25 protein-coding genes are annotated in these 26,862 nt (G+C 74.9%); 8 read left to right on the top strand and 17 right to left on the bottom strand.

Going from position 1 to position 26,862, the window contains the following annotated elements:
- Nucleotides 1–213: 213 nt before the first annotated feature.
- Together BS75_RS41960 and BS75_RS41955 are read left to right on the top strand one after the other, a co-directional pair.
- Nucleotides 214–2,445 (top strand): DUF6351 family protein, encoded by a 2,232-nt coding sequence (locus tag BS75_RS41960; protein WP_052070444.1) that lies wholly within the window; start codon nt 214–216, stop codon nt 2,443–2,445.
- Between the two features lie 66 nt (nt 2,446–2,511).
- Nucleotides 2,512–3,303, top strand: coding sequence for a thioesterase II family protein (locus BS75_RS41955; protein ID WP_034091965.1), 792 nt, complete (start codon nt 2,512–2,514; stop codon nt 3,301–3,303).
- A 93-nt stretch (nt 3,304–3,396) separates the two neighbouring features.
- On the opposite strand, the gene BS75_RS41950 is transcribed toward BS75_RS41955, so the two are convergent.
- On the bottom strand, nt 3,397–4,452 hold the full coding sequence (locus tag BS75_RS41950) for an NAD(+)/NADH kinase (protein WP_034091964.1): 1,056 nt from the start codon (nt 4,450–4,452) through the stop codon (nt 3,397–3,399).
- 232 nt (nt 4,453–4,684) lie between these two features.
- Between BS75_RS41950 and BS75_RS41945 the strand changes: the two genes are divergently transcribed.
- The gene (locus BS75_RS41945; RefSeq protein WP_231608067.1) at nt 4,685–5,524 is read left to right on the top strand and encodes a GNAT family N-acetyltransferase; all 840 of its coding nucleotides are present in this window, start codon (nt 4,685–4,687) and stop codon (nt 5,522–5,524) included.
- Between the two features lie 114 nt (nt 5,525–5,638).
- On the opposite strand, the gene BS75_RS41940 is transcribed toward BS75_RS41945, so the two are convergent.
- Nucleotides 5,639–6,571 carry a LysR family transcriptional regulator gene (locus tag BS75_RS41940; protein WP_042438748.1) on the bottom strand — a complete coding sequence of 311 codons (933 nt, stop codon included), beginning with the start codon at nt 6,569–6,571 and terminating at the stop codon, nt 5,639–5,641.
- Nucleotides 6,572–6,673: 102 nt separating this feature from the next.
- On the opposite strand from BS75_RS41940, the gene BS75_RS41935 reads away from it, so the two are divergent.
- Nucleotides 6,674–7,693 carry an NADP-dependent oxidoreductase gene (locus BS75_RS41935; protein WP_231608066.1) on the top strand — a complete coding sequence of 340 codons (1,020 nt, stop codon included), beginning with the start codon at nt 6,674–6,676 and terminating at the stop codon, nt 7,691–7,693.
- 68 nt (nt 7,694–7,761) lie between these two features.
- Here the strand turns inward: BS75_RS41935 and BS75_RS41930 are convergent, their stop codons facing one another.
- The 4 genes from BS75_RS41930 to BS75_RS41915 all read right to left on the bottom strand — a co-directional run bounded on the left by BS75_RS41930 (nt 7,762) and on the right by BS75_RS41915 (nt 11,396).
- A complete protein-coding gene (locus BS75_RS41930; protein ID WP_034091963.1) occupies nt 7,762–8,961 on the bottom strand; it encodes a cytochrome P450 in 1,200 nt (399 codons plus the stop codon).
- A 68-nt stretch (nt 8,962–9,029) separates the two neighbouring features.
- Entirely contained in the window at nt 9,030–9,227 is a 198-nt protein-coding gene (locus BS75_RS41925) for a ferredoxin (protein ID WP_034091962.1), read from the bottom strand.
- A 207-nt stretch (nt 9,228–9,434) separates the two neighbouring features.
- Nucleotides 9,435–10,598 (bottom strand): N-acetylglucosamine-6-phosphate deacetylase, encoded by a 1,164-nt coding sequence (locus BS75_RS41920; RefSeq protein WP_034091961.1) that lies wholly within the window; start codon nt 10,596–10,598, stop codon nt 9,435–9,437.
- A 21-nt stretch (nt 10,599–10,619) separates the two neighbouring features.
- A complete protein-coding gene (locus tag BS75_RS41915) occupies nt 10,620–11,396 on the bottom strand; it encodes a glucosamine-6-phosphate deaminase (RefSeq protein WP_197092016.1) in 777 nt (258 codons plus the stop codon).
- 125 nt (nt 11,397–11,521) lie between these two features.
- On the opposite strand from BS75_RS41915, the gene BS75_RS41910 reads away from it, so the two are divergent.
- Together BS75_RS41910 and BS75_RS41905 are read left to right on the top strand one after the other, a co-directional pair.
- Nucleotides 11,522–12,580, top strand: a complete 1,059-nt coding sequence (locus BS75_RS41910) for a LacI family DNA-binding transcriptional regulator (RefSeq protein ID WP_081983131.1) — start codon at nt 11,522–11,524, stop codon at nt 12,578–12,580.
- Between the two features lie 90 nt (nt 12,581–12,670).
- Nucleotides 12,671–13,390: a maltokinase N-terminal cap-like domain-containing protein gene (locus BS75_RS41905; protein WP_034091960.1), complete on the top strand. Its 720-nt coding sequence runs from the start codon at nt 12,671–12,673 to the stop codon at nt 13,388–13,390.
- An 82-nt stretch (nt 13,391–13,472) separates the two neighbouring features.
- Here BS75_RS41905 and BS75_RS41900 read toward each other — a convergent pair whose 3' ends face one another.
- The 5 genes from BS75_RS41900 to BS75_RS41880 all read right to left on the bottom strand — a co-directional run bounded on the left by BS75_RS41900 (nt 13,473) and on the right by BS75_RS41880 (nt 19,893).
- Nucleotides 13,473–14,330, bottom strand: a complete 858-nt coding sequence (locus tag BS75_RS41900; RefSeq protein ID WP_034091959.1) for an LLM class F420-dependent oxidoreductase — start codon at nt 14,328–14,330, stop codon at nt 13,473–13,475.
- A 158-nt stretch (nt 14,331–14,488) separates the two neighbouring features.
- Nucleotides 14,489–15,625 (bottom strand): 3D domain-containing protein, encoded by a 1,137-nt coding sequence (locus BS75_RS51785; protein ID WP_156164344.1) that lies wholly within the window; start codon nt 15,623–15,625, stop codon nt 14,489–14,491.
- A gap of 167 nt (nt 15,626–15,792) precedes the next feature.
- The gene (locus tag BS75_RS41890) at nt 15,793–17,118 is read right to left on the bottom strand and encodes a vWA domain-containing protein (RefSeq protein WP_081983129.1); all 1,326 of its coding nucleotides are present in this window, start codon (nt 17,116–17,118) and stop codon (nt 15,793–15,795) included.
- Complete coding sequence (locus BS75_RS41885; protein ID WP_034091957.1) at nt 17,115–18,392, bottom strand: AAA family ATPase; 1,278 nt, start codon at nt 18,390–18,392, stop codon at nt 17,115–17,117. Before BS75_RS41885 ends, BS75_RS41890 begins: the two co-directional genes overlap by 4 nt.
- A gap of 91 nt (nt 18,393–18,483) precedes the next feature.
- Nucleotides 18,484–19,893, bottom strand: coding sequence for a hypothetical protein (locus BS75_RS41880; protein WP_034091956.1), 1,410 nt, complete (start codon nt 19,891–19,893; stop codon nt 18,484–18,486).
- A 359-nt stretch (nt 19,894–20,252) separates the two neighbouring features.
- Here BS75_RS41880 and BS75_RS41875 point away from each other — a divergent pair, with 359 nt between their 5' ends.
- The gene (locus tag BS75_RS41875) at nt 20,253–20,645 is read left to right on the top strand and encodes a hypothetical protein (RefSeq protein ID WP_034091955.1); all 393 of its coding nucleotides are present in this window, start codon (nt 20,253–20,255) and stop codon (nt 20,643–20,645) included.
- A 17-nt stretch (nt 20,646–20,662) separates the two neighbouring features.
- On the opposite strand, the gene BS75_RS41870 is transcribed toward BS75_RS41875, so the two are convergent.
- The 5 genes from BS75_RS41870 to BS75_RS41850 are packed head-to-tail and all read right to left on the bottom strand — an operon-like array spanning nt 20,663 to nt 24,277.
- A complete protein-coding gene (locus tag BS75_RS41870) occupies nt 20,663–21,187 on the bottom strand; it encodes a GNAT family N-acetyltransferase (RefSeq protein WP_034091954.1) in 525 nt (174 codons plus the stop codon).
- A 5-nt stretch (nt 21,188–21,192) separates the two neighbouring features.
- Nucleotides 21,193–22,275 (bottom strand): serine hydrolase domain-containing protein, encoded by a 1,083-nt coding sequence (locus tag BS75_RS41865; protein WP_231608065.1) that lies wholly within the window; start codon nt 22,273–22,275, stop codon nt 21,193–21,195.
- Complete coding sequence (locus BS75_RS41860; RefSeq protein ID WP_034091953.1) at nt 22,272–23,195, bottom strand: DUF6895 family protein; 924 nt, start codon at nt 23,193–23,195, stop codon at nt 22,272–22,274. Before BS75_RS41860 ends, BS75_RS41865 begins: the two co-directional genes overlap by 4 nt.
- 32 nt (nt 23,196–23,227) lie before the next feature.
- The gene (locus BS75_RS41855) at nt 23,228–24,031 is read right to left on the bottom strand and encodes a hypothetical protein (RefSeq protein WP_034091952.1); all 804 of its coding nucleotides are present in this window, start codon (nt 24,029–24,031) and stop codon (nt 23,228–23,230) included.
- 51 nt (nt 24,032–24,082) lie between these two features.
- A complete protein-coding gene (locus tag BS75_RS41850; protein ID WP_231608064.1) occupies nt 24,083–24,277 on the bottom strand; it encodes a hypothetical protein in 195 nt (64 codons plus the stop codon).
- A gap of 805 nt (nt 24,278–25,082) precedes the next feature.
- Here BS75_RS41850 and BS75_RS41845 point away from each other — a divergent pair.
- Nucleotides 25,083–25,850: a LysM peptidoglycan-binding domain-containing protein gene (locus tag BS75_RS41845; protein WP_034091951.1), complete on the top strand. Its 768-nt coding sequence runs from the start codon at nt 25,083–25,085 to the stop codon at nt 25,848–25,850.
- 87 nt (nt 25,851–25,937) lie between these two features.
- Here the strand turns inward: BS75_RS41845 and ligD are convergent, their stop codons facing one another.
- The gene (gene ligD, locus BS75_RS41840; RefSeq protein ID WP_034091950.1) at nt 25,938–26,834 is read right to left on the bottom strand and encodes a non-homologous end-joining DNA ligase; all 897 of its coding nucleotides are present in this window, start codon (nt 26,832–26,834) and stop codon (nt 25,938–25,940) included.
- Nucleotides 26,835–26,862 lie beyond the last annotated feature (28 nt).

The following is a 26,862-nucleotide window of genomic DNA, read 5'->3' as shown; positions in this document are numbered from 1 at the left end:
CCGCGCCGGTGCGGAGGGTGGTGACCGCGCCCTCCACCCGCGGGATCACCTCGCCGGCGCGGCGGACGACGACGTGGTCGCCGAGCACCGGTCGCCCCCGCGCCAGGACGGCCGCGGGTCCGGCTGGGCCGCAGGTCGATGCCGAGGTTTCCGCTGTCGCAGCGGGTGGAACGATCCCCTCCGGTTCAACGGCCCGCCAGAAGGGATCCAGCCTTGGGACGACCGCGCCGTCCGCACCTGTTCGCCGCCCTGGGCGCGGTCGTGGGGGCCGTGGCCGCCGTGACCGCCGGCCTCCCGGGCCCCGCCGGTCCCCTGCTGCGCCCGGACAGCTCGACCCTCCCGGTCATCAGCACCGTGGCCAACCCGCACCCGCAACTCATCAGCGGCAGCCGGACCCTGGTCAGGGTGGAGGCGCCGTCCGGCAGCGGCGACCGGCCCCGGATCACGCTGAACGGACGTACCGTCAGCGGAGCCTTCCGGCCCGGCCCCGACGGCGGCTGGCTGGGCCTGGTGACCGGGCTGCGGCCGGGGATCAACACCCTGGCTGCCTGGGCCGGAGGCCGCACCGCGCTGCTGCGGATCACCGACCACCCGATCAGCGGTCCCGTCTTCTCCGGCCCGCAACAACACCCCTACTTCTGCGAGACCCCGGCCTTCGGGCTCGCGCCCTCCGCGCAGCCCGACTGCTCGGCGCCGACCACCGTCGGCTACCGGTACCGGACCGCCGCCGGAACCTTCAAGGTCCTCGCCGACCCGCGCAGCCGGCCCGCGGATCTGGCCGAGGCCTCCGTCGACGGCAGGCCGGTCCCGTACGTCGTCCGGCTGGAGACCGGAACCGTCGACCGGGCCGTGTACCAGACCGCGGTCCTCTACGGCGGCGGCGATCCGTCCCCGTTCCGCCGGGACGCCGGCTGGAACGGCAAGCTCGTCTACACCTTCGGCGGCGGCTGCAACGGCGGCTACCACCAGGGCGACACCACCGGCGGGGTGCTCGACGACCAACTGCTCTCGCAGGGCTTCGCCGTCGCCTCCTCCACCCTCAACGTGCTCGACCAGAACTGCGACATCCCGTTGTCGGCGGAGGCGGCGATGATGGTCAAGGAGCACTTCGTCGACGTCTACGGGCCGGTGCGCCACACCATCGGCTGGGGCGGCTCCGGCGGCGCCATCCAGCAGTACGACATCGCCGACGCCTATCCGGGGATCCTGGACGGCATCGTTCCGAGCATCTCGTTCACCGACCCGCTCAGCGTGGCGACGACGGTCGCCGACTGCCGGTTGCTCGATGCCTTCTACGCGCGGGCGGGGGAAGGCTCCTCGTTCGGCGCCGCCCAGCGCCGGGCGGTGTCCGGCTTCACCGACGAGGACAGCTGCCGGTCCTGGGACGCCTTCTTCTCCGACCGGCTCACCCCGACCGGCAGCTGCAACCGGCAGCTGATCGCACCGGACAGCGCGATCCCGGCCTCGGCCCAGTGGAACGCCGTCACCGCCCCGGGCGGCCTCAAGTGCAGCCTCACCCAGCAGCTGGCGAACCAGCTGGGCACCGATCCGGCCACCGGCTTCGCCAACAGCCCGCTGGACAACACCGGCGTCCAGTACGGGCTGGAGGCGCTCAACCGCGGTCTGATCACGGTCCGTCAGTTCCTGGCCCTCAACCACGACATCGGCGGCCTCGACCCGCTGGGACGGCCGACGCCCCGGCGCTCCGTCGCCTCCGCCGCGGCCCTCGACGCCGCCTACCGCGACGACCTGGTCACCAGCGGCTCCCTGGGCCTGGCCGACACCCCGGTCATCGACCAGCGCGAGGACCTCGACCGGTCCGGGGTCCTCAACGACATCCACACCACCCAGTGGTCCTTCGCCATGCGGGCGCGCCTCCGACAGGCCGACGGCGGCTCCGCCGACCAGGTCGTCATCGAGAACCGGCCCGTCCCCGACCAGGCTGCCGCCGCCGGCGCGTACGCCCTGCACGCCATGGACCAGTGGCTGGCGGCCGTCGAGGCCGACGGCTCCCACCGCACCCGGGCGCAGAAGGTCACTGCGGACCGGCCGTCCGGCCTGGCCGACGGCTGCTACCTGGACGCCTCGCACCGCGTCGCCGCCCCCGTCACCGACCCGGCGACGGGCCCGTGCGCAGCGCTCTACCCGGTCGGCGCCACCCCCCGCCAGGTCGCCGGCGGCCCGCTCGCGGCGGACACGCTGAAGTGCCGGCTGCGCCCGGTCGACTTCTCCGGCTACCGGGTGACGTTCTCCGCCGGGCAGCGGGCCGAGCTGCGTTCGGTCTTCCCCTCCGGGGTGTGCGACTTCCGCCTGCCGGGCATCGGTCGGCAGCCGCCGCTGGGCGCGTGGCTCAGCTACGGCGACGGCGCCGGGGCAACCTTCGGACACGCCCCCGCCCCGGTCCCGCTGGACCGACAGACCGTCAGGCCGTCGGTCCAGGGGTGAGGCCGCCCCGGCGAGGGCGCCGCTCCCCCGCCGACCGGGGCGCCCGGCTCTGTAGCATGGGCCCGGATGACCACCATCCCGTCCCCCCAGGTCCCCTGGCTCCGCTGCCTGGAGCCCCGCCCAACGGCCCCGCTGCGGCTGATCCTGCTGCCGCACGCGGGCGGTTCCTCGTCGCTGTTCCGCGACTGGCCCGCCGCGCTGCCGCCGGACATCGAGGCCTGGGCGGTGCAGTACCCCGGCCGCGAGCGCCGGACCGGTGAACCGCTGCCGGACGACCTGGGCGCGCTCGCCCGGGAGTTGGCCACCGTCTCCGCACCGCTGCTGGACCGGCCGACCGGCGTGTTCGGCCACAGCATGGGCGCCGGCATCGGCTACGAAATGCTCCGGGTGCTGGAGTCCGAGCAGGCACCGGTGCGTCCGCGCATCCGCCCGGTGCACCTGTTCGCCTCCGCCCGCCAGGCGCCGCACCGGCCGCGCGGCCGGATGGTGCACCAGCTCCCGGACGAGGAGTTCTGCGAGGTGCTGCGCAGCAACGGCGGGGTCAACGGCCAGGTGCTGGACGACCCGGAGCTGCGCGAGCTGTTCCTCCCCATCATCCGCAGCGACTACCGGATGTCCGAGACCCACCGTCCGACCCCGGTCACGCCGCCGCTGCGGGTGGACCTCACCGTCCTCACCGGCGCGGAGGACCGCGCGGTCGACCCGGCGGAGGCGGCCCACTGGGCCGAGGCCGCCTCCGGCTCCTTCCGCCACGACGTCCTGCCGGGCGACCACTTCTACCTGGTCCCGCAACTCGCCACGGTGGCCGCCGTGGTGGCGGAGCGGCTGCGGGCCTCGGCGGCGGCGCCCGCCCGGTAGCCGTCCCGGCCTCCCGCGCCCAGCCGGCCCGGAGAGCGGCGGCGCGCTGCTCGGCGGCGCCGGCGGCGCGCTGCTCCGTCCCGATGTCGCGGTTCAGGGCTGGTAGGGCGGCAGTTGCAGCCCGGCCATGTCCTCGGGCAGGTCGGAGGTGGGCGGGGGGAACAGCGGCGGCGCCTCGCCGTCGACGGCGGTCGCGGGGGCGTCGGTGAGCCGGAAGCGCTCGCGCACCCTGCGGTAGAAGTCGGTGGGGCCGAGCCGGACCATCCGCAGCCGGGTCCGTGCCTGGTAGACGCCGACCCAGTCCCCCGGCTGCAGCACCCCGCGCAACTCCCCGTCGATGCTCACCGCGACCGGCCCGGAGTGCGGCAGGATCCGGGCCGCGACCGGTTCGTCGGCGGCGGCCACGACCGTCCGGTCGAAGGCCATGTGCGGTGCCACCGGGGTGAGGACCAGGGCGTTCAGTCGGGGCGAGAGGACCGGGCCGCCGGCCGCGAAGCTGTAGGCGGTGGAGCCGGTCGGGGTGGCCACGATGACCGCGTCGGCGGAGTACGAGACCAGGTGGCGGCCGGAAAGGTAGACGGCCAGACTGATCTGCCGGTCCCGGGCCAGCTTCTCCAGGACGACGTCGTTCAGCGCGGTGACGTCCAGCGCGACGCCCCAGCCGTCGCCCTGCTCCTCCTCGGCCGGCGCCGGCGGCGGCAGGGTGGGCCCACGCCCGGCGCGCAGCAGCGCCTCCATGCCCTCGGGGATCTCCAGCGGACGGGAGGTCCGCAGGGTGAGCGTCATCCGCTCCTCGATCCGGGCCTGCCCCAGCAGCACCGCGTCCAGCGCCTGGATGACCTGGTCGACCGGGACCTCGGTGAGGAACCCGACCCTGCCGAGGTCGACTCCGAGGACCTGCACGCCGTCCTTCGCCGCGATCCGCGCGCCGCGCAGGAACGTACCGTCGCCGCCCAGGGTGACGATCAGATCGGGGTGGCCGGCCGCGGCGGCCTCCTCCTGTCCGCTGCGCCGGGGCCGGTCCTCGCGCCAGACGTCGATGTCGGCGCAGGCCACGCCCTGGGCGACGCACCAGGCGCGGACCGCGTCGGCGGCCGCGCGGGCCGCCGGGCGGCCCTCGTGGACGACCAGTCCGAGGCGTTTCACCATGTCGTGACCTCCGTAGCCTCGGGTGAGCTGATCCTCAGTCAGGTATATACCAGTCCGCTCCGGCGTCCGGACGACGGCAGGCTGGTGCGCCGGGAATCCGGTGGACTCGTGGCAGCGAACGGCCATCGCGACCGCGACCGGTTCCAGGGGGATGGCGCTGCGGTGGGCGGGCTGCTCGTAATGCGGTGGCGCCGGTCGGCGTCCTGGTGCTTGGATGCCCCGCGTGACTTCTGTGGATCTTGATGACCGTCCCGAACGGGTACTGCTGGACCGACTTGATCAGTACTACGACGCAGTGCCGCGCCAGGGTGCCCGGGCCGAGGACTTCGGGCCGTTGACTCTGTTCGTGCGGGAAGGCCAGGGGTGGCCGTTCTACGCACGTCCGGCTCGGGGATGGTCCGGTGCGGTGAGTGCCGCCGATGTGGCCGGCGTCCGCGTCCGGCAGCGTGAGCTCGGGCTCCCGGAGAGTTTCGAGTGGATCGCCGAGACTGCGCCCACGCTTCGGGCCGCGATCGAGGACTCGGGGCTCGTGGTTCACGAACACCCCTTGATGGTGCTCGACCCGGGCGTGCCGGTGCCCACGGCGGACGAGTTGTCCGTCGGGGCGTCGGTGCGGATCACCGGGCCGGACGATCCGGCGCTGGCGAGCGCACTGGCCGTGCCGCGGCTTGCCTTCGCGGAGCCCGGAACCGGCGTCGGCCTGGCGGGCGTCGCCGAACTGGCTGAAGCTGTGCGTGCCCGAGCGGGCGACGGGTCGGTGGAGCGTGTGGTGGCGCGGATCGGGGCGGGTCTGACTGCGGTTGCCGCAGCGGTGGACGCCGGGACGGCGCTGTGCGCGGGTCGGCACCAGCCGGTCGGAGCGGTCAGCGAGATCGTCGGGGTCGGGACGCTGCCCGCCGCACGCCGTCGTGGCCTTGGGCTCGCGGTCACCGCGGCGCTGGTGGCCGACGCCCGGTCGCGAGGCGTGGAGACCGTCTTCCTGTCGGCAGACGACGATGACGTCGCCCGGATCTATGCCCGGCTCGGTTTCCGGCATGTCGCCACCGCGCTGATCGCCGAGCCTGCCGAGTAGCGATTCGGCCTCGGGAGGCGCGGGCCCGGTGACGTGCCGTCGGGGCCGGCCCGAACCACCCAGCCGGTCTCCACCGGCCGGGTGCCGGTCATCCTTCCGGCCCTCGGCCGCTGCTCAGCGGGCGCGGAGCGCCACCGGGCGCAGCGCCCGCAGCTCGCGGATCAGCGCGCGGACCGCGACCGTGGTCGCCAGCTCGGGGGTGGTGACGTAGCCGACGGCCCGGGTGGGCCGTTCGGGGCCGAGGTCGGTGGTGGCCACCGTGGTCGGCGCTCCGGTCAGCGACAGCGCGGGCATGATAGCCATGCCGCGTCCGCCGGCCACGATCGACAGGACGGCGCCGTCGTCCTCGGCCCGGACCGTGGCGCACGGGATCCACTCCTGCTGGTCCCACCAACTCCGGGTGTAGGAGGAGCAGTTCTCGGTCCAGTCGACCAGCGGCAGCGAGCGCGGGTCCGGGTGGCCGACCGGGTGCACCAGGGCGTAGTCCTCCTCCAGCAGCAGGTCGCCGACCAGCCCCGGTGGCACCGGCGAACTGGTGCCGATGGTCGCGATCCCGATGTCCGCGCGTCCCTCGGCCACCTCGCCCGCCGTGCCGGGGCCGATCTCGCGGACCACCCTGACCGTCGCCTCGATTTCCGGGTGCCGGGCGGCCAGCCGCTCCAGTGCGAGCGGCAGCAGGTGCAGCGCCGCGCTGCGGAAGGCGGCGATGCGCAGCGGCCCGGCGACGGTGTCGCCGCCGTCGGCGGCCACGCCGGCGCCTCGGGCCTCGGCGGCGAGCGCGTCCAGCATCCGCAGCACCCGCCGGGCGTGCGCCGCCGCCCTGGTCCCGGCCGCCGTCGGCCGTGCTCCGTACCGGCCGCGCTCGAAGAGCACGACGCCCACCTTGCGTTCGATGCCGCGGACCGCGTGCGAGACGGCGGACTGGGTCGTGCCGAGGACGGCGGCGGCGGCCGAGAAGCCGCCCTCGGCGGCGACGGCGACCAGGGTCCGCAGCTCCTGCGGCGAGAGGTCGCCGGAGGGCGCGGGCGCCGGCACGGTCGTGGTCACGGGTGCTCCTGTCTGCAGGTATGAGCGGGCCTCATGGATGCGGCGGTTCCATGAGGCCAACCCACTGCCCGGACGCCGCATTCCTGCCTACGGTCTGGTCCCATGCAGCCGACCATGAACCGCAGCAGCAGCGGCGCCACCGCGCTCACCGTCCACCAGATCGCCCGTCCCTCCGGCTTCCCCACCCCCGAGCACTTCCGCTTCGCCGAGTCGCCGGTCCCGGAACCCGCACCCGACACCGCTCTGGTGGAGAACCTCTACTGGTCGGTCGACCCCTACCACCGGGAGATGATGGACGGCGACTTCGCGCTCGACTCGCCGTTGGAGGGCCGCACCCTCGGCCGGGTGACCGACTCCCGCGATCCGGCGCTCGCCGAGGGCGAGCTGGTCTTCCACCGGCACGGCTGGCGCACCCACTCGGTGGTCCGCCCGGACGAGGCCAGGGTCCTGCCGCAGGACGCGGGCGTGCCGCTCCCCGCGTACCTGGGCATCCTCGGCGGCACCGGGCTCACCGCCTATGTCGGCCTCAGCCGGATCGCCCGGCTCCGCGAGGGGGACGACCTCTTCGTCTCGGCGGCGGCGGGCGGCGTCGGCACCGCCACCGGGCGGCTCGCCCGGCTGATGGGTGCCGGACGGCTGGTCGGCAGCGCGGGCTCCCCGGCGAAGGCCGCCCACCTCACCGAGCGGGTCGGCTACGACGCGGCCTTCGACTACCACGCGGGCCCGGCCGCCGAGCTGCTGGCGAAGGCCGCGCCGACCGGCATCGACGTCTTCGTCGACAGTGTCGGCGGCGAGCAGCTGGCGGCGGCGATCGGCGCGCTGCGCGAGCGCGGCCGGGTGGTGCGGATCGGCACCGTCGGCCAGTACAACACCCCGGACGCTCCGCCGGTGCGGTTCAACTACGCCGACATCGTGGAGAAGAGCCTCCGAATGGAGGGCTTCCTGGTCCGCGACTACCGCGATCTGCAGCAGGAGCTGACCGAGTTCGTGGTCCCGCACCTGCTCAGCGGCCGACTCCCGCTCGACGAGACGCTGGTGACCGGCTTCGACCGGATCGTGGACGCCTTCCTGTCGATGCTGCGCGGCGGGAACACCGGAAAGATGATCGTGCAGCGGGACTGAGCACGGGGCGGTACCGTCGCGACCCCCGCCCCGCCGAGGGGACGGGGCGGTGGCCGCGGCGCGTGGGTTCACCAGGAGACCGGCAGCGACTCCACGCCGTAGACCACGCTGTCGTTCCGGAAGCGGATCTCCTCGACCGGGACCGCGAGCCGCAGCTCCGGCAGCCGCCGGAACAGGGTCTCCAGGGCGATCTGCAGCTCCACCCGGGCCAGCGGCTGGCCCAGGCACTGGTGCACGCCGAAGCCGAAGGCGACCTGCCGCCGGGCGTCGCGGCCCAGGTCGAGCCGGTCCGGGTCCGGGAACACCGAGCTGTCCCGGTTGGCCGTCGCGAGCATGCAGACCACGCCCTCCCCGGCCCCGACGAGCCGGTCCCCGAGCTGCACCGGCTCGGTCGCGACCCGGGTGGTGCCGCTCTGGACGATGCTCAGGAACCGCAGCAGCTCCTCCACCGCGCCCTTGACCAGCTCGGGTTCGGCCCTGAGCCTGGCCAGTTGGACCGGGTCGCGCAGCAGGGCCAGGGTCGACAGGGCGGTCATGTTGGCGGTGGTCTCGTGTCCGGCGACCAGCAGCAACAGGCTCATGCCGGCGATCTCGGCGCGGTTGAGGTCGCCCCGGTCGACGAGCCGGCTGATGATCCGGTCGTCCGGCTCCTTGGCCTTGCGCGCCGCCAACTCCACGAGATAGGAGGCGAGTTCGTCGCGGGCCCGGGTGACCTCGGCGGCCGGGACCCGGTTGTCCAGCAGCAGGGCGCTGCGCTCCTGGAAGAACGCGTGGTCGGCGTAGGGGACGCCGAGCAGCAGGCAGATCACCAGCGACGGCACCGGCAGCGCGAACTCGGCGACCAGGTCGGCGGGCGGGTGGTGCCCGGTCATGGTGTCCAGGAAGTCGTCGACGATGCCCTGGATCTCCGGGCGCATCGCCTCCACCCGCTTGATGATGAAGTCCCCCGTCAGCATCCGGCGCAGCCGGGCGTGTTCGGGGTCGTCCATCCGGATGAAGGTCGGGTTCTGGACGGCCAGCTCCCGGCGGCCGCCGCTGAAGAAGGGGAAGCCCGGCTTGGCGGCGTCGGCGCTGAACCGCCGGTCGCCCATCACGGTGCGGACGTCCTCGTGCCGGGTGACGAGCCAGGCCGGCGACCCGTCCCAGAGCGTGATCCGGCTGACCGGGCGCTGTTCCAGGGCCTCCGTGTAGGCCGGCGGCGGAGCGAAGGGGCAGCCGCCGCGCGGCGCGGGGAAGGTGAGGGTGTCGGTGGGCTCCGTCGTGGTCACGGGGAATCTCCTTCACGGTTCGGCGGTACGGATTCCGACGCGGAGCGGCGCGGCGCTCCGGGGCCGGGCTACGCGTCCTGCACGGAGATGGCACGCCCGGGGCAGATGCCGACCGCCGCCCGGACGGCGCCGTGCAGTTCCTCGGGTGGCCGGGGCAGCAGCAGCTGGACGACTCCGTCGTCCTCGCTCTGGTCGAACACCGCCGGGGCGAGCAGCACGCACTGCCCCGAGCTGCAACAACGGTCCTGATCAACAGTCACCTGCACGGAGCTGACCTCCTTCGGGGAGGGAGGGCCGAGTCCTGGCCCGCACCATGAGATATGTGCCATAAGCAACCATCCGCAGGGCCAACCTAGTCCGCCCCGAGGCAAAGCAGGAGTACGCACGGCGCGGTTGGGCGAAGATGGCCGGAAATGGTCCGTACTCGTCCCACCTCGGCCGCCGGGCAGCACCCGGAGGCGGTGCCGGGGCGGCTACGGCGCTGCGGTGACGTCCTGGCCGAGCAGGTGGACGCGGTCGACCGCGAGCGTCGACGCACCGGGCTCCCAGGCGAAGCGCAGCAGGTCGGCCGGGGCGCCGACCTCGATCCGGCCCCGGCCGCCGACGAACCCGCCCGGCTGCTCGGTGGCCAGCCGGACCGCGTCCCCCAGCCCGATCCTGGCCAGGTCCACCGCCAGTGCGACCCCGTCGGCCAGGCTGCGTGCGGCCCCGGCCAGATAGGGGGTGCCGGAGCGGACCAGCCGTCCGTCCGCGCCGAGGTCGACCTCGCCGCCGACCGGGGCCCGGTAACGCCCCGGCGGCAGGCCCGCCAGCGCCACCGAGTCGGAGACCAGCAGCGACCGGTGCAGCCCCTTCGCCCGGACCATCGCGGTCAGCGTGTCGGCCGGGAGGTGGTGGCCGTCGGCGATGAACCCGGCGGTCAGCCGGTCGTCGGCGAGCTGGGTCCACAGGTAGTTGGGGTGCCGGGCCAGCACCGCGTGCGCGCCGTTGCCCAGGTGGGTGCAGAGCCGGGCCCCGGCGTCGACCACCGCGGTGATCTGCTCCGGCCGGGCGTGGGTGTGCCCGACCGCCACCCGCACTCCGCGCCGCACCAGCGCGGCGGTGTACTCCGGGGCCTCCGGATAGTGCGGCGAGAGGGTGACCAGGCCGACCAGCCCGCCGCCGGCCGCCTGCCAGGCGTCGAACTCCCGCAGCGAGGGCGGCCGGACCTGGGCGGCGTCGTGCGCCCCGCGCGGTCCCTCCTCGGCCGAGATGTGCGGACCCTCCAGGTGGGCGTAGGGGATGGAGTGGCGCAGCAGCGGATCGGCCCGGCGCGCGGCGGCGATCACGCTCAGCGCGTGCGCGGTCCGCTCGTGGGAGGCGGTGACCAGGGTGGGCACGAAGGTGGTCACGCCGTGGCCGCGCAGCGCGCGGGCGAGCTCGGCCACGGTGTGCGGGCCGACGTCCTCGGCGTTGAGGTCGTGCCCGTGGAACCCGTTGACCTGCAGGTCGACCAGGCCGGGCGCGAGCCAGTGCGACTCCCCGACCGGGCCGGGGGCCAGCGCGGCGATCCGGCCCTGCCGCAGGGTGACCGCGATCGGCCGCCCGGTGCCGGGGTCGCGGCCGGTGACGGTCCGTTCCTTCGACTGCTGCTCCATGGACTGCCGCTCCCCTGCTGCTCAGCCGACCGGGAGCAGCGCCGGCGGCAGCCCGGCGGCGGACTCGCGGTCCAGGAAGAAGGTGCAGTTCGGGTGGGTGCGCAGGGCCGTCGCCGGGCAGTGCATGCCGAGCGGACCGGTGAGCGCCTCGCGGACCGCCCGGCTCTTGTGCGAGCCCGGCACCACGCAGAAGAGCTCGTCGGCGGCCAGCAACCGGGGCACGGTCAGGGTGATCGCCCGGCGCGGCACCTGCTCCAGGGCGTCGAAGCAGCCGTCGTCAACCTGCTGGCGGCGGCAGACCACGTCCAGCTCCACCACCTTGACGTCGGCCGGGTCGTGCAGCTCGGCCACCGGCGGATCGTTGAACGCCACATGGCCGTTGACGCCGATGCCGAGGCAGACCAGGTCGATCGGCGCGGCGGCCAGGGCCCCGGCGTACTCGTCGACGGTGCGCTGGGCGTCCGCCCCCGGCTGGATGAGGTGGACGCTGCCCAGCGGCACCCGGTCGAAGAAGGCGGCGCGCAGCCAGTTGCCGAAGCGCTGCGGCGCCTGCGGCGGCAGGTCGAGGTACTCGTCCATGTGGAAGGCGTCGACCCGGGTCCAGTCGATGCCGGGCTCGCGGACCAGCGCGTCGAGCAGCTCCAGCTGGCTCGGCGCGGCCGCGAACACCGTCCGCACCCGGGGCTTTTCGGCCAGCCGGGTGCGCAGGGCCATGGCCACCACGGCGGCTGCGGTCCGGCCCAGGGCGGCCCGGTCGGCCAGCACACGGACCCGGGCGGGGTCGGGAGGGTTCGGCACGGCCACCGTCCTTGATCGGTCCTCGTCCGGTCCCCGATCAGACCGGCGCTGACGGCGCCCATCCTTCTGTGCAACCGGTTGCATGTCAAACAGGCCGCAGCCCGGACAACGGTTAGGCTGCGCCCATGCCATCGCCTGGAAGCGCCCCCGAGCCGGACCCGACCGCCCCGGCCACCGGTCCGGCAGCCGGCCCGGCCACCATCGGCACCGTGGCGCAGGCGGCAGGCGTCTCCCGGGCCACCGTCTCCCGGGCCTTCGGCCAGCCCCACCGGCTGCGCCCGGAGACGGTCGAACGGGTCCGGGCCGTGGCCAGCGAGCTCGGCTACACCCCGAACCCGGTCGCGCAGGCACTGTCCACCGGCCGCTCCGGCAACCTGGCGCTGGTGGTGCCGGACATCGCCAACCCCTTCTTCCCGCCGATGATCCGGGCGGTACAGGGACAGGCGGAGCGGGCCGGCTACGCCGTCTTCCTGGGCGACGCGGACGAGGACCCGAACCGTGAGGACGTGCTGCTGACCCGGTTGGCCCGGCAGGTGGACGGCTTCGTGCTGGCCTCCAGCCGGATGAGCGCCGCCCGGATCCGGGAGCAGGCCGAACGCCGCCCGCTGGTGCTGGTCAACCGGGATGTCGCGGGCATCCCCCGGGTGCTCATCGACACCGCCGGGGGTGTGGCCCGCGCGGTGGAGCGCCTGGCCGAACTCGGCCACCGGCGGATCGCCTATCTCAACGGACCTGCGCGCTCCTGGTCCAACACCCAGCGGCTCAAGGCCGTACGGGCGGCCGGGGCGCGGTTCGACGTGGCCGTGGTGCCGCTGCCGGCCCGCCGCCCGACCTTCGAGGCCGGGCGGCAGGCGGTTCCGGAGCTGCTCGGCAGCGGCGCCCGTGCGGTGGTCGCCTTCGACGACCTGGTCGGCCACGGCGTCCTGGCCGGGCTGGGCGAGCGCGGGCTCTCCGTCCCGGCCGACTTCAGCGTCGTCGGCTGCGACGACGTCCTGGCCGCGCAGGCCTACCCGCCACTGACCACGGTCTCCGCGCGCTCGGCCGAGGCCGGCCGGGCCGCGGTCGACCTGCTGGCCGCCCGACTGGCCGGAACCTCGACCGGCGACGTCCGGCTGACCCTGGAGACCACGCTCGTCCCCGGCGCCACCGTCGCCGCGCCGCCGCACCGGACCGACCCGCATTAGCCATGTGTTGGAAGCAGCGCGGCGCGACCCGCTCCGGGAGAATGTTCGGAGAACGCGCCGCACGGACGCAGACCGGAAGGGTGTCCCGACATGTCAGTCATCCAACAGACGACGCTCGCCCCGAGCAAACTGGAGCTGATCGCCGGGTGGCTGCCCGACCAGCCCTGGTACCTGGGCGCCTCGGGCGGGGAGCGGACGGAGCCGCAGCTGGCGCGGGCGGGCGGCTTCCGGCTGGACGACCCGGAGGGCGAGGTGGGGATCGAGATCGCGGCGGTGCTGGACACCTCCGGCGCGCGGCCGGTGACCTACCTGGTGCCGATGACCTACCGGGGCGCACCGCTGGCCGAGGCCGAGGACGCACTGCTGGGCACCGCCGAGCACGGGCTGCTGGGCACCCGGTGGGTCTACGACGCGGCCCACGACCCGGTGCTGGCGCAGCAGTTGTTCGCCCTGATCGTCGGCGAGGCGAAGGCGCAGGCCCAGAGCGAGAGCGACACCCCGGACGACTCGGTCGCCTGCTCGGTGCCCGCGCCCCTCACCGCCGCCCTGGCCGGGGCGGCCCGCCCGGTGGCGGTGGCCTCGGTCCTGGACCGCGCCGACCGGACCGACATCGGCTACACCCTGGACGGCGGCCGGGAGTTGACGGTGCGGCTGAACCGCGTCCTGCCCGCCGGGGCCCCGGGGTCCGTGGAGGCGGAGGCCGAGCTCCTGGGGCACATCACCGCCGACCGGGTGCTGCCGGACGGCGGCACCGTCCGCGACCTGTTCTTCACGGTGCTGGGCAGCACGCCCACGACGCCCCGCGTCTAGGGCCCGCCGGGGTCCGCCCTGGCGGGCCCCGGCGGCGCGGACGGAACGGCCCTGGTCCGCCCGGGCGGACCGCTCCGCCGGTTCAGCCCTGCAGGGTCCTGGCCAGCAGTTCGTAGCCGGCGTCCGGCAGTTCGCCGTCGGCGGTCAGCAACTGGATGACGACCTCGTCCGCGCCGGCCCGCAGGTGCGCCCGGAGGGCGTCGCCCACCTGCGCCGGAGTGCCGTGCGGGGCGAGCGCGTCGATCAGCCGGTCGCTGCCCCCGTCGCTCAGGTCCTCCTCGGACCACCCCAGCCGGCGCAGGTTCGACGTGTAGTTGGACAGGCTCAGGTAGGGCTTCTCCACCCGGGGGCGGCCGATGGCGCGGGCGCGGACCGGATCCGGCTCCAGTACCACCTTCTGCTCCGGCGCGAGCAGGGCCTCCTCGCCCAGGATCTCCCGTGCGGCGCGGGTGTGCTCCGGGGGGACCAGGTACGGGTGGGCACCGGCCGCGCGTTCGGCGGCCAGCCGCAGCACCCGGGGGCCGAGGGCGGCCAGCACCCGCCGCCGCTGCGGGACTCCCTCGGCGTCCAGCACGTCCAGGTAGGACACCAGCGCCTCGTAGGGGCGGACGTAGCGGTCGCCGGTGGCCTCGCGGTGGCCCGCACCGATGCCGAGCAGGAAGCGCCCCGGGTGGCGCTCCTCCAGCCGCCGGAACGAGGCCGCGACGGTCCTGGCGTCGTCCTTCCAGATGTTGACGATCCCGGTGGCCACGCCGATCGTCGAGGTCGCGTCGAGCAGCCGCTCGGCCAAGGACAGGTCGCCGTCGGGCGATCCGCCGATCCAGATCCGCCCGTATCCCAGCCGTTCCAGCTCGACGGCCAGTTCCGGCGTCACGCCGTCGGCCTGCCGCCACACCGAGAAGGTGCCCGCCCCGTCGCCGGTCCGCGCGTCCGTACCCATGCCCAGCTCCCTGAGTTCGTCCAGTTCCTGCGTCGACCTCCTGATCAACCCCGTGCCTCCCGGACCTGTTCCCGCGTGGACCGGGTCGGGCCGCCGTCGACTGAGCAGCGGGCGGACGGACGCATCCGTCAGCTGCTCAGCCGGTCAGGGCGACGTGCTCAGCCGCAGGGACCGTCGGTACTCCATACGGCCCAGGAGGTCGGGGCTCCCGGCACGGCACCGGTCGAGACGTAGGTCGCGGTGTAGTTGTCCCCGTTGTAGGAGACCACCGCACCCGAGGTGTACGTGGTCGACGAGTTCCATGCCGCCGCGCAGGTCCCGCCGCTGGTCGGCGAGGCGGAGGCGCTGGCCGTGGGCGAGGCGGACGCGCTCGCGGTCGGGCTCGCGCTCGCGGAGGCGCTGGGGCTGGCGGAGGCCGATGCCGAGGCGCTGGCCGTGGGCGAGGCGCTGGCCGAGGCGGTCGGCGAGCTGCCGCTGGTGTACGGATCGGCGATGATGGTGATCGTCTTGTCCTGCACGCCCCAGTTGTTGGCCTGGGCGTCGGGCAGCCAGAGGTCGACGGTGTCGTTCTGGATCCAGGTGCCGAGGTCGCCGGCGTAGCAGATGCCGTAACCCGGAACCGAGAAGTAGGTGCCCCACGGAATCACCCGTGGATCGGTGGCGCAGACCCCCAGTTGGGCGTTGTAGCCGGAGGCCGTCTGGCCGGTGTTGTCGTACGAGGTGAGCATCATCGGGATCTGCGTGCCGACCGCCGGGCTGCCCGCGCCCGAGGCGAGCGTCCCGTTCGCGCCGAGCCAGTAGGGCACGGAGAGCTGGCCGAGCGAGGCGTCCGAGTTGCTGGTGTCGTACATCGCCACGACGTCGTAGTACGCGCCCTGGCAGGGCGCGGTGTCGGTGACGGTCAGCGGGCCGGTCTGGCCCCAGTAGCTGATGTAGCCGATGTCCACGCCGTCCCGCCACACCTTGTAGGCCACGGCGTTCGGCACCGGGCTGACGGTGACGGTGACCTGCCCGTTCACCAGCGCGCCGGTGATCGTGGGGGCGGCCGGCCGGGTGGAGAAGTTGACGGCGGGAGAGGTCTGCAGCGGCGGCACCCAGGGGGTGGTGGTGCGGGCCGGCGGGGTGATCCCGGCGGCCCAGAAGGGGCAGGCGGGCAGCGAGCTCGCCGCGTCGGCCCGCTGGACGGCGCCGACACTGGCGGAGGCGGGCGACCCGAGGAGCAAGGTGCAGACGGCGACGGCGGCCGTGGCCATCGCGGCCAGCCATAACCGTGCGCGTCTGGGGAGTGGAGGCATGGTGGTGCTTCCTTCTGGACGAGGTGTGGGGGAAACCGGCGGGTGACATGGCATGTGCACCCTCAGGTATGCGGCTCAGTGAACCGGACCCCCTGAGGCGCAGTCAAGGGGTCTAGACCAATAACGTCTAGACCATTCCCGGACCGGCGCGCACCCCGCCGCGACTGCTAGGAGCCGATGTCCACCGTGCGCGCCCAGGCCGGGGGCGTGTCCGGCACGTAGTCGGGATCGTTCTCGTCCCACCCGGAGCGGGACCCCCGCCGGGGGAAGAGACCCACCACCGTCCGGCACGGGGGCCGGACGGACGGCCAGGGGGTCTGACCGTCCGTCAGCACCACGATCACGTCCGGGCCGGGACGGGAGCGCAGCGCGCGGGCGAAGCCGCTGCGCAGGTCCGTGCCCCCGCCGCCGACCAGCTGGATCCCCTCGGCCCGGCACAGCGGCTGCACGGTCCGGGCCGCCGCGTCGCAGGAGAGCACGCTGACCAGGTCGCGCCGGCCGCCCACGGCCCGGGCGATCGCCGCGACCTCCAGCAGCGCGCTGCCGAGTTCGGCGTCGCTGACCGACCCGGAGGTGTCGATCACCACCGTGACCTTCGGCGGTCGGCGCCGCAGGCTCGGCAGCACCGCGCCGGGCACCGCGGTCGAGCGGCGCGACGGCCGGCCGTAGCTGTAGTCGTCGCCCGACCCGGCGGCGGAGGCCGCCGAGCGGACCGCCGCGCCCAGCAGTTCCCGCCAGGCCTGCGGCGGGTGGAACGCCTCCTCGGCCCAGCGCTCCCAGCCCTTCGGGGCGCTGCCCGGGCGGCCGGTGATGCCCTGCGCGACCCGGAACCGGACCGCGTCCCGCTCCTGCTCGCTGAGGCCGTGCGCACCGTCCGGGCCGAGGTCCCACTCCCGTTCCAGCCCGTCGGCGCCGCTGCCGCAGTCCAGCCAGGCCAGGCCCTCCGTGTGCGGCCCGAGCCGGAACTGCCGGAGGTAGTCCTCCATCAGCTGGCCCACGGGCAGCCCCAGGTTCTGCGGCAGGACCGCGCCCTCGGGTCTGACCAGGCCCTTGCCGAAGGCGTCGTCGTTGATCTCGCAGTCCGCGGCGATGTTCATCCGCAGCCGCTCCCCCGGACCGACCAGCCCGTGCTGCCGGGCGAACCGGTCGCCCCGCCCGTGATGGTCGCGCAGCAGGTGCGAGACCTCGTGCACCCACACCCCCGCCAGTTCCTCCTCGGGGATGCGGTCCACGAACGCCGCCGAGACGTAGCAGCGCCAGTGCCGGTCGACGGCCATCGTCGGCACCCGCGCCGACTCGACGACGTGCAGGGCGAACAGTGCCGTCGCCAGGTAGGGGCGGGCCCGGGCGGCGTGCAGCCGGGCGGCGTAGAGCTTGTCCAGGTCCAGCACCCGCGCTGCGGGCGGCGAGCCGGGTGTGCTCGGCTTACCGGGCGAGCCGGGTGTGCCGGGTGTGCCGGGTGTGCTGGGCGAGCCGGGTGTGCTGGGCGTCATCGGCGGGCACCCGCCTTGGCGACTGCCGCGACCCGCGCCGCCGCCAGGTCGGCCGCCCGGTCCGCCCGGCGGGACAGCGACACCGTGCCGGCCAACTGCTCGATCGCGGCCGGCACGTCCCAGTCCTGGCGGCGCAGCGAGGCGAGGGTGGTCGCCGGGACCACCACCAGGTCCGGCGCGCCGGTGTCCAGCGCCCGGACCAGCAACGCCCAGGCCGCGTCCCAGCGCGACTTCTCCGGGCGCCGGCGGACGGCGTCGACCACACCGTCGAGCACGGCCTGGCGCAGGTCCCCCCGCTCGGGCAGGACCGCGCCCGCCGGGTCGGCGAGCAGCGTCTCGGCGTCAGGGAGGTCCATCCGGTCCAGGCCGGCCAGCAGTTCCAGCCCCGGTCCGTCGCCGACCGTGCCGCGCACCAGCAGCGAGAGCACCTCCCGGGAGGAGCCGGCCGCGGTGGCGAAGGCGATCAGACAGAGCGTCATCTCCCAGCTGCGGGGCGAGGGCCAGGGCCCGCCCCGGCGGGCCTCGCTGCTGGGCAGCCGGTGCACCAGCGCGGGGCGGGCGGTCAGCAGCGTGCACACGGCGCGGCGGGCGAAGGCGACCGCCTCGGGCAGCCGCTCGGGGTCGAGGGTCGGCAGCGTCGCCCGGGGCCAGGTCCCGCCGAGGCCGCGCACCACGACCTCGTGGTCGTGGACCCACTGGAGGTGGACGAAGCGGTTGGCCAGCGGCGGGCTCAGCTCCCAGCCGTCGGCCGCCGAGGAGCGCGGGTTGGCGGCGGCCACGATCCGTACACCGGGCGGCAGTTGGAGGGCGCCGATGCGGCGTTCGAGCACCAGCCGGAGCAGCGCGGCCTGGACGGCCGGCGGTGCGGTGGACAGCTCGTCCAGGAAGAGCAGCCCCCGGCCGGCCCGGACCAGGCGCACCGCCCAGTCCGGCGGGGCCATCGGGACGCCCTGCTCGGCGGGGTCGTCGCCGACCACCGGCAGTCCGGAGAAGTCGGAGGGCTCGTGCACGCTCGCGATCACGGTGGTCAGCGGCAGGTCCAGCGCCTCGGCGAGCCGGGTCAGCGCGGCGGTCTTGCCGATCCCCGGCTCGCCCCACAACAGGACCGGCAGGTCGGCGGCGACGGCGAGGGTCAGCGCCTCCAGTTGGGCGTCCGGGCGCGGCTCGGTGGTCGCCCCGCGCAGCAGGGCCAGCAGGTCGCCGGCGACGTCGAGTTGGGAGGCGGGGTCGGTGCGGAGCGGGCCGGGTGCGACGAACGGGGCATGGACGGACATGGATGGTCACCTTTGGCGGTCGAGGAACAGGGAGGGAGGGGACGGCGGTCCCCAGGGCCCCGGAGCGCGGGGCCGGCTGCGCGGGTTCGCGTCAGCGCCCGGCGGCGCGGCGGGTGCGCGAGCGGTGGTCGTGGGATCGGCTCCGGCCCGAGGGGACGCTGCGGGGTGCCGGTCCGGCCAGCCCGGCGCGGAACAGCCCGTAGGTGATCCGCTGCTGGACGGCGGCTTCCAGTTCGTCGCGCAGGGCGCCGCTGCGCAGCAGCGCGTCGGGGCCCAGCAGTTGTTCGACGGCGGCCAGCGCACCGGCGGTGTCGCCGTGGTCCAGCCGGGCACGGATGTCCGCGAGGGACTCCGGGCGCCGGTGCGCCACGTCGATGGCCTGCAGGCAGGGCAGCGGGGTGCCGGTCAGGGCGACCAGCAGCTCCTCGCGGCGGAGCTCGTCCGGGTCGTGGTCGAGCGCCACCAGGACCCCGTCGACCAGCCCGATCCGGTGCAGTGCCCCCCGGCACTGCACCGGTCGCGGCCGGCCGGCGCCGTCCCCGTCTTCCCGGGCGGGCCCGGCAGGGACCGGGTGCCCCGGCAGCAGGGCCGAAGCGACCAGCGGGTGCAGCCGCTCAGGCTCGATCGACCCGGTGCGCAGCAGCTCCAGGTCGGGCAGGGTCCAGGTCGCGGCGTCGGGCAGGACCGGCGGCGCGGAGCCGTCCCCGGAGCCGCCGCCGGGGACGGCACCGCTGTCGGCCATGGAACGGCCGCCGGCTGCGGACGGGTCCAGCAGCATCCGCTGCCGGTTCCCGAAGCGCACCACGACGGGACCGGCGGGCCGGCCCTCGGCGCGGAGCAGGATCTCCGCCTCGGCCGCCCAGCGGTCGACGGCCCAGGGCAGCCCCGGCGGAAGCACGGCCGGGAGCGTCGGGTCCGGTCCGGGGCCGCCGTCGCCGGGCGGCCGCCGATCGGCCCCTGACCTGGTCCACAACTCCCCGGTCCGGCGCGCGTCCCACAGGTGGCGGTGCAGGTCGAGCCGGAACCGTCGGCTGGGCCGGGGACGCGGGTACGGACAGGGGCCGGAGGCGGAGCGGGATCCCTCCCACAGCGCGAGGCTGATCCGCTGCCCGCCGTCGGCCCAGGCCGGGGGCGTACGGGCGACCAGCTGCACCGGGGCTCCGTCCTCGGGCCCCGGGCTGTCGTACCGGGCCAGCGCGACGGTCAGCCCCGGACGCAGCAGTCCGTCCGGAGCGATCCTCGGCAGGTGCCAGCGCAGCAGATCCGGCGCGAGCTGCCGGAGATCGGCCCGGATCCGGGCAGCGAGCTCCCGGCCACGGACACGTGCGAAGGAGCGCAGATCGAAATCGACGTCGAAGCCTGCGGCGGCACACGCCCCGGCCCAGTCACCGACTGAGCGGCGGGCGGTCGCAGACTCGATCATGGAGGGCGGCACGGCGAACTCGCGGACGCGTCGCCAGCAGGCCAGTCGGGAATCCTCGTACACGGTCTCAGTGAGCATCAGCACTCACTTCGCGTGGACGGGGCCCCCAATCGAATGAAGGTATGAGTAGTCATCGGCGGGAGCATAGCGCTCCGCCCCGGTTCGTGTCAGCCGCGTTCGACGGCACGCCCGCCTCCTGACGGCGGCTCGGCTGACCCGACGTCACCACCGCCGAAATTCCTGGCCCGAGCCTGCGGACGACGCTATGCTGCCGCCTGTGAACCCCTCCGATCCGCACTGACAGGTCGTCCGTCCGCTCCCACCCCGCATCCTCGTGACGAGGACTGGCTGGTTGAGCGGCACGCCGATCCGTCATGCCCGCGCGTGCCCAGGTCGAGCGATGAACCGCCCCTGGTGCGCCCACATCGGAGATCCCCATGCCAAGCCCCGACCGGGGCAGCGCCTCCTACCGCGCTGTCCTCCTGCTTCCCCATGCCCGCACCCTGTTCGCCGCCGCCATGCTCGCACGCCTCTGCTACGGCCTGATGAGCCGCGCCGCGGGCCCGCGCGGGCCCGCCCCGGACGAGAAGTGCGCCGTACCCGGCCACCGCTGCACCGAGGGCGCGCCGGTCGGACTGGCCGACGACTTCCCGCAGTTCCTGACGAGCGACCCGGTCACCGCCACGCTGCGCGGCCACGACCGCATCGCCTGCCCGGACCTGGGCGGCTCCAGGCCCGACGGAGCCTGCGCCGGGGAGCCGCTCGGCGCCGGGCTCGACGCCGGCCCCACCTCGTCAGCCGCCGCTCACAACGCGGCAGCACCGCACTGACAGCCCCGGCGCCCGGTTCAGCGTGCGGCCTCCGCCTCCAGCACGGTGGCCGCGGCGTCGGCCGGGGCCAGCGGCTTGGCGAAGCAGCGGCTGAGCTCGTCGTCGCGGTAGTGGCCGAACTTGGCACAGGGCCGGTAGCCGCTGGAGGTGTACAGCGCGATGGCCTCCGGCTGCCGGATGCCGGTCTCCAGCACCATCCGGCTGCGCCCGGCAGCGCGGGCGTCGTCCTCCAGCGCGGCCAGCACCAGCCGGGACAGCCCGCGCCCGCGCGCCTCCGGGACCACGTACATCCGCTTGATCTCGGCATCGCCGTCGGAGTAGCCCTCGTCGTTCTCCTCCTGGACGCGCCAGCCGCCGGTGGCGACCGGGACCCCCAGCTCGTCGTAGACGATCAGGTAGAGCCCGTTCGGCGGCTCGAACATGTGCGGGTCCAGCGGCGTGGCGTCGCCCTCGCTCTGGTAGCGCTCGGCGTACTCGCCCTGCACCCGGTCGTTGAGGGCGACGGCATGGGGGTGCCCGAAGGAGGCACGCAGAATATTCATGCGGTCTATCGTACTTCTATGCCGACCTGGTCCGGCCGGGCTCCCCCGCCGAGGGCGCGCAGCGCCGAGTACGCCGACTGGATGAAGCCGCCGTCCGCCGCCGGGGTGGTGTTGGCCACGGCGGCCAGCGCGGTCCCGTCGGCCGGGCAGAACCCGGCGAAGGCGCTGAAGCCCCGGGTCCCGCCGGAGTGGAAGAACAGGTCGCGGCCGTCGGTCCGGCGCACGTTCCACACCAGGCAGAGCCCGTCGCCGCTGCGCGGCAGCACCAGCCGTCGGCGCTGGACGTCGGCCAGCGCGGCCGCCAGCGGACCGGCGCCCGTCGGGCGGAGCAGCGCCTCCAGGTAGCGCAGCAGGTCGCCGGCGCCGCAGCGCAGCGCCCCCGCGCCGGGCAGGGCCGGGATCGCCCAGGGCGGGCGCGGGCGGCCGTGCCAGTAGCCGGTGGCCTGGGCCCGGGTGGGGTCGCAGGTGCTCCGCTCCAGCCCGAGCGGCCGCAGTACCCGGCGGGTCAGCAGCGTGGGGTAGGGCGTCCCGGCGGCCTCCGCCAGCACCTGTCCCAGCAGCCCGACGCCGAGGTTGGAGTAGTGCACCCGGCTCCCGGGCCGGGTGCGGACCCGGGTCGCGCCCAGCGAGTCGAGCAGCCTCCCGGGCGGGTAGGCCGCGTACGGGTTGCTGAACCAGGCCGGGACGGCGGTGGCCAGGAAGTCCCCGGGCAGCCGGGGCAGTCCCGAGGTGTGGGTGGCCAGGTGCAGCAGGGTGATCGGCATGCCGCCGGGGTGGACCGGGACCGCGTTCGGGGGCAGGTAGCGGGCGATCGGGTCGTCCAGCCCGACCTCGCCGCGCGCGACGGCGTCGGCGAGCAGCAGGGCGGTGAAGGTCTTGGTGAGCGAGCCGACCTCGAACCTGGTCCGGCCGTCCACCGGGCGTTCCCCGCTGCGGTCGGTCGTGCCCCGGACGTGCAGCGCGGTCCGGCCGTCGCGGACCGCCGCGACCGCGACCCCGGTGGCGCCGGGCGCCGCCGCCAGCAGCGGCAGCAGCAACTCGGGCGCGGGTCCGGTGCGCCGCTCGGCGGCGCCGAGGGCGGTGGTCACGCCGCCGACCAGGCGCCGCCGAGGGCACGGGAGAGGGTGACCGTGCCGGCCACCACCGCGACCACGGCGGTGTGCTCGTTCTCCTTGAAGGCCGTGTGCGGGTCCTCGTCGACCGGGTCGCCGTCCCTGGGCAGCAGTCCGTCCGGGTGCTGGACGGCGGCCAGGCTCTCCCACGCCTGCGGGTCGCAGACCGGCTCGGGCAGGCAGGCGTCGACGATCAGCAGCTCGCCGAGCAGGTCCCACTGGGCGACCTCCTGCCAGATGTCGGCCCAGACCGGCAGCCAGGTGCCCAGGTAGTCGGCGATCCCGGCCGGCAGGCCCTCCGGCAGCCGCCCCCAGTCGGTGAGGTGGAAGACGGTGTGGGTCATGTTGTAGCCGGTCATCCAGTCGATCAGCCAGGGCTCGGGCTCCGAGCCGATCCAGGTGTCCCCGGCCAGGGCGGCCCAGTCGCAGCGGTAGTCGGCGTCGATCACCCGGTTGGCGTTGGCGACCGCGAGCCGGCGGTTGGGCATCATCTCGATCGCCCGGATCGAGTCCAGCCGCCCGAGGTGCCCGACCACCTCGTCCAACGTCGACAGCCGGTAGCCGCCCCGGACGAAGTGGGCGTAGGTCTCCAGCGGGTCGCTGAGCATGGGGTGGCGCATCGCCCGCTCGTAGAGGAAGGCGCCGGAGCGCAGCTGGCTCCAGGTGAAGTCGAGCAGCTCGCGGGCGGCGGCCAGCTCGGCCGGTCCGCCGACGCCCTCGCGCAGCACCAGCGAGGCCGCCAGCGCGGTCTCGCCGAGCGGCTTGTAGGGGTTGTCCGGGTCGGCGAAGTCGACGGTGGTCTCCGGCGGCATCGCGCCGTGGTGCGCGGAGGCCGCCAGCCAGGCCAGCGCCTGCGAGCCGACCCGGTGCGCGGTGCGCAGGACGTCCTGGTTCACGGTGCTCCCTGGTCTCACGGTCCTGCCGGTCTTCACGGTCCTGCCTCGGCCAGTCGCTCCCCCACCCGGACGTCCAGCGCGGTCCGGGCGCTGGGGCCGCCGAACAGCCGCACGTGGTGCAGCAGCGGTTCCAGCCGCACCGGCGAGGCCACGCCCTGGGCCTGGCCCAGGGACAGCCAGCGGGCGATCCGCGCGGCGGTGCGGTAGTCGCGCCGCAGCATCGCCCGGACGGCTCCCCGGCCGAGCGCGCGCGGGTTGCGCCGGGCGCTGTCGTGCACCGGGCTGTCCAGGCCGGGCAGGGCGAGCGGGGAGAGCTGCGCCATCCACACCGACCACTGCTGCCACTGGTCGGCGGCGCCGTCCTGCGGCTCGTGCCCGTCCGGCGGCGGCACCGGGACGCGGTGGCCGCAGCGTCCGAGCACTTCGGCGGCGGCCCAGTCGCGCCAGACGACCGCCGAGGCGGCCCGGTCCGCCGCCTGCGGGACTGCGGGCTGCGGGGCTCCGGGCTGCGCGGCTGCCGGCTGCCGGGCTTCGGGCTGCGCGGGCGGGTACTGCTCGAAGGCGAGGACCATCGCCCGCGCCTCGTCCAGCCCGGGGTGCAGCGGGGTGCCGGTCAGCAGGTAGGGGGCGAAGAGGTCCGCGCCGAGGACGCGGGCGCCGCCCAGCTCGGCCCGCGTGCCGCCGAGGGCTGCGGCCGGCCCGTCCGACCGGTGCGGTGCGGTCGCCGAGGTCGCGTCCGCGCCCCCGAGTGCACTGAGCACATCGAGGGCGCGGACCGCCATCCTCTCGGCCGCCCGGGAGAACTCCTCCTGGGGCGTGGCGTCGGAGATGGGCATGGGCGGATCAGTTCCCGACTCGCGGGAGCGGCGAGTACGCCGCGAACTGGCTCACCGGTTCTTCGGCGGCTTCGGCGACAGCAGCAGTCCGAGCGCCAGGATGCCGACGCCGGCGTCCTCGGGCGTGTACAGCGGGGCGTCGCTGACGGTGGCCTCCTCCTCGACCATCAGCGTGGCCAGCGCGGACAGCTCAGCCGGGGTGCTCGTGCTCCGGATCGGACGGGTCAGTTCCTGAGTAAGCATCATGCCTCCTCATACAGACGGTTCGCCGCTGGGACCAACGGCGACCTCCCCAGGGTCGAGCCTATGGTCGACCTCGGCGGCCCGCATCCCTTGCCATCACCAACCGTCACCAGCCCCCGAGATCCGGCGGACCGGGCCCACCCGGCTCAACACCCGGGCGGCGACCGCGATCCGGGGCAGCGCCGCATCGAGCCGGGCAGCCGGGACGCCCGCCGCCCGGACCCTGACGGCGCACCTCCGCCACGGCCGGCGCGGCTCCACGCCGGCCCGGCGCCCGCGGCGCGGCGCGGGCCCGCCGAGCCGGGCGGTATGGCGCGCGTCACCAGCGGAGCCGCTCGTCCAAGATCGAACATGGCCCTGCGGCACGCCCCGCTCACCGTCCGTCGACGATGTGGCCCGGCTCACGGCCGCCACCGTATGGCGCAGGACACATCGGAGTCGCACAGCAAACCGAAAATGGCCGCACAGCAGGGCCTTCGGCCGGGTTTTGGAGATCAATACCAGCGGTAACCGGCCGTTGAGCTGGCACTTCCGGAATCCGCTTGGGATCCGGCCCGAGCGGGCCTAACTTCGGTGAAGTGCAACGAGCACACCCCGGGTTCACCCGCCCAGCACGTTCCCCACCTGTTCACGGGAACGCGACCGCCGCCCACCACGGGACGGCCGGACATGGCGGGAGCCGGGACGGCGTGCGGCCACGCATACGGCGTGGCGCCGACCGTCTTTCAGGAAGCCAGACAGCAGGACGACGTGCCGGACCCCGGCACGCCCTGCGTCCTGCTGCCCCGGGACCTGTCGAAAGGTACACATGATCTTCCGCCGCGAGTCCGACGCCACCCGCAAGAACACCCGTCTGCGGGCGGCCGTCGTCGCCGGAGCCGTCATCACCGTTCCCCTGGCCGGCCTGCTCACCGCCACCACCGCCTCGGCGGCCACCACGTCCACCTGGGACGCCGTCGCCCAGTGCGAGAGCACCGGCAACTGGTCCGCCAACACCGGCAACGGTTTCTCCGGCGGCCTGCAGTTCACCCCGTCCACCTGGGCCGCGTACGGCGGCACCCAGTACGCCGCGAGCGCCGACCAGGCGACCCAGTCGCAGCAGATCTCCGTGGCCGAGGCCGTGCTGGCCTCCCAGGGCCCCGGCGCCTGGCCGGTGTGCGGCCCCCAGGCCGGACTGGCCGCGGGCGGCCCCGCCGCCGACGTCTCCACCGCCTCGAACGGCAGCGCGTCCAGCGGCAGCGCTGCCACCAGCGCCGCCTCCGGCACGGCCGCCACCGGCAGCAACGCCGGCTCCGGCACCAACAGCACCAGCGGCTCCGGCTACACCGGCAACGGCAACAGCACGGGCAGCGGCAACAGCAGCGCCGTCAGCGGCAGCGCCGACCTGGCCGCCGCCCCGGCCGCCTCCTCCGGCAGCGCCACCGCCGGCAGCTACACGGTGCACTCGGGTGACACCCTGGGCGGCATCGCCGCTGCCAACGGCACCACCTGGCAGCACCTCTACTCCGTGAACAGCGGCACCATCGGCGCCAACCCGAACCTGATCACCCCGGGCGAGGTTCTCGTCCTCGGCTGATTTCCTGCGGGAGGGGTGCCACCGGCCCGCCGGCCCGCTCCGCCTCCGCGGCCCCCACCCCGTCCGGGGTGGGGGCCGCCGGTGTGTTCAGGGCAGTCGGCCGGCGGCGGCGGGGTCGAGCAGCCCGGCGAGCAGGTCGCCGTAGCGGTCGATCCGCTCGACGACCTGCTCGGGGGTGAAGGCGAACTGCTCGGCGGCGACGCAGTCCTCGACCTCCTCCCAGGAGACCGGGGTCGAGACCGCCGGCCGGGTGGTGGCGCGCAGGGTGTAGGCGCAGGCGGTGGTCTTGCTGGAGGCGTTCTGGCTGTGGTCGATGAAGACCTTTCCCGGCCGCAGCGCCTTCGCCATCCGGGAGACCACGGTGTCGGGGTGGTCCTGCTCCAGCCGCTGCGCCAGTCGGCGGGCGTAGTCGCCGACCTGCTCGGCGGTGGCGTCGACGACCGGCGCGTAGAGGTGCAGCCCCTTGCCGCCGCTGGTCTTCGCCCAGGCCCGGAGGCCGTCGGCGGCGAGCAGCTCGCGGACCCGGAGCGCCACGGCGCAGCAGTGGGTGACGTCGCAGCCCTCGCCCGGGTCGAGGTCGACCACCAGCCGGTCGTGGGCGTCCGGCCCCTTGCCGGCGGTCCACTGCGGTACGTGCATCTCCAGCGCGGCGAGGTTGGCCGCCCAGGTGAGGGTGGCCAGGTCGGCGACCACGACCTGGCGCATGGTCTTGGCGTGCTGGGCGACGTCGGCCGTGGTGACCCAGTCCGGGGCGCCCGGCGGCACGTTCTTGGCCCAGAACCGCTCGCCGGTGACGCCCTCGGGGCAGCGCAGGAAGCTGGCGGGCCGTCCGGCCAGGTGCGGCAGCATGGCGACGGCGGCGCGGGCGTAGTAGTGCAGCACGGCGGCCTTGGAGGTGCCGGTCGCGGGGTAGAGGAGCCGGTCGAGGTGGGACAGCGTGAGCCGGTGCCCGTCCACCTCGACGACGGTGCGGTCCTGCGGCATGCGGCCTCCCGGAGCCGTCCGGTCCCCT

The sequence above is a fragment of the Streptacidiphilus albus JL83 genome, assembly GCF_000744705.1.
Taxonomy (GTDB): domain Bacteria; phylum Actinomycetota; class Actinomycetes; order Streptomycetales; family Streptomycetaceae; genus Streptacidiphilus; species Streptacidiphilus albus.
Note: the sequence above shows the minus strand (reverse complement) of the source record. Positions and strands in the feature narration are given on the sequence as shown.

Excerpts from the sequence above, each read along its gene's own strand:
- BS75_RS41955 (WP_034091965.1), top strand. The coding sequence starts at position 2,512 with ATGACCACCATCCCGTCCCCCCAGGTCCCCTGGCTCCGCTGCCTGGAG.
- BS75_RS41950 (WP_034091964.1), bottom strand. The coding sequence starts at position 4,452 with ATGGTGAAACGCCTCGGACTGGTCGTCCACGAGGGCCGCCCGGCGGCC.
- BS75_RS41935 (WP_231608066.1), top strand. The coding sequence starts at position 6,674 with ATGCAGCCGACCATGAACCGCAGCAGCAGCGGCGCCACCGCGCTCACC.
- BS75_RS41920 (WP_034091961.1), bottom strand. The coding sequence starts at position 10,598 with ATGGAGCAGCAGTCGAAGGAACGGACCGTCACCGGCCGCGACCCCGGC.
- BS75_RS41910 (WP_081983131.1), top strand. The coding sequence starts at position 11,522 with ATGCCATCGCCTGGAAGCGCCCCCGAGCCGGACCCGACCGCCCCGGCC.
- BS75_RS41905 (WP_034091960.1), top strand. The coding sequence starts at position 12,671 with ATGTCAGTCATCCAACAGACGACGCTCGCCCCGAGCAAACTGGAGCTG.
- BS75_RS41900 (WP_034091959.1), bottom strand. The coding sequence starts at position 14,330 with ATGGGTACGGACGCGCGGACCGGCGACGGGGCGGGCACCTTCTCGGTG.
- BS75_RS51785 (WP_156164344.1), bottom strand. The coding sequence starts at position 15,625 with ATGCCTCCACTCCCCAGACGCGCACGGTTATGGCTGGCCGCGATGGCC.
- BS75_RS41890 (WP_081983129.1), bottom strand. The coding sequence starts at position 17,118 with ATGACGCCCAGCACACCCGGCTCGCCCAGCACACCCGGCACACCCGGC.
- BS75_RS41885 (WP_034091957.1), bottom strand. The coding sequence starts at position 18,392 with ATGTCCGTCCATGCCCCGTTCGTCGCACCCGGCCCGCTCCGCACCGAC.
- BS75_RS41880 (WP_034091956.1), bottom strand. The coding sequence starts at position 19,893 with ATGCTCACTGAGACCGTGTACGAGGATTCCCGACTGGCCTGCTGGCGA.
- BS75_RS41875 (WP_034091955.1), top strand. The coding sequence starts at position 20,253 with ATGCCAAGCCCCGACCGGGGCAGCGCCTCCTACCGCGCTGTCCTCCTG.
- BS75_RS41870 (WP_034091954.1), bottom strand. The coding sequence starts at position 21,187 with ATGAATATTCTGCGTGCCTCCTTCGGGCACCCCCATGCCGTCGCCCTC.
- BS75_RS41855 (WP_034091952.1), bottom strand. The coding sequence starts at position 24,031 with ATGCCCATCTCCGACGCCACGCCCCAGGAGGAGTTCTCCCGGGCGGCC.
- BS75_RS41850 (WP_231608064.1), bottom strand. The coding sequence starts at position 24,277 with ATGATGCTTACTCAGGAACTGACCCGTCCGATCCGGAGCACGAGCACC.
- BS75_RS41845 (WP_034091951.1), top strand. The coding sequence starts at position 25,083 with ATGATCTTCCGCCGCGAGTCCGACGCCACCCGCAAGAACACCCGTCTG.
- ligD (WP_034091950.1), bottom strand. The coding sequence starts at position 26,834 with ATGCCGCAGGACCGCACCGTCGTCGAGGTGGACGGGCACCGGCTCACG.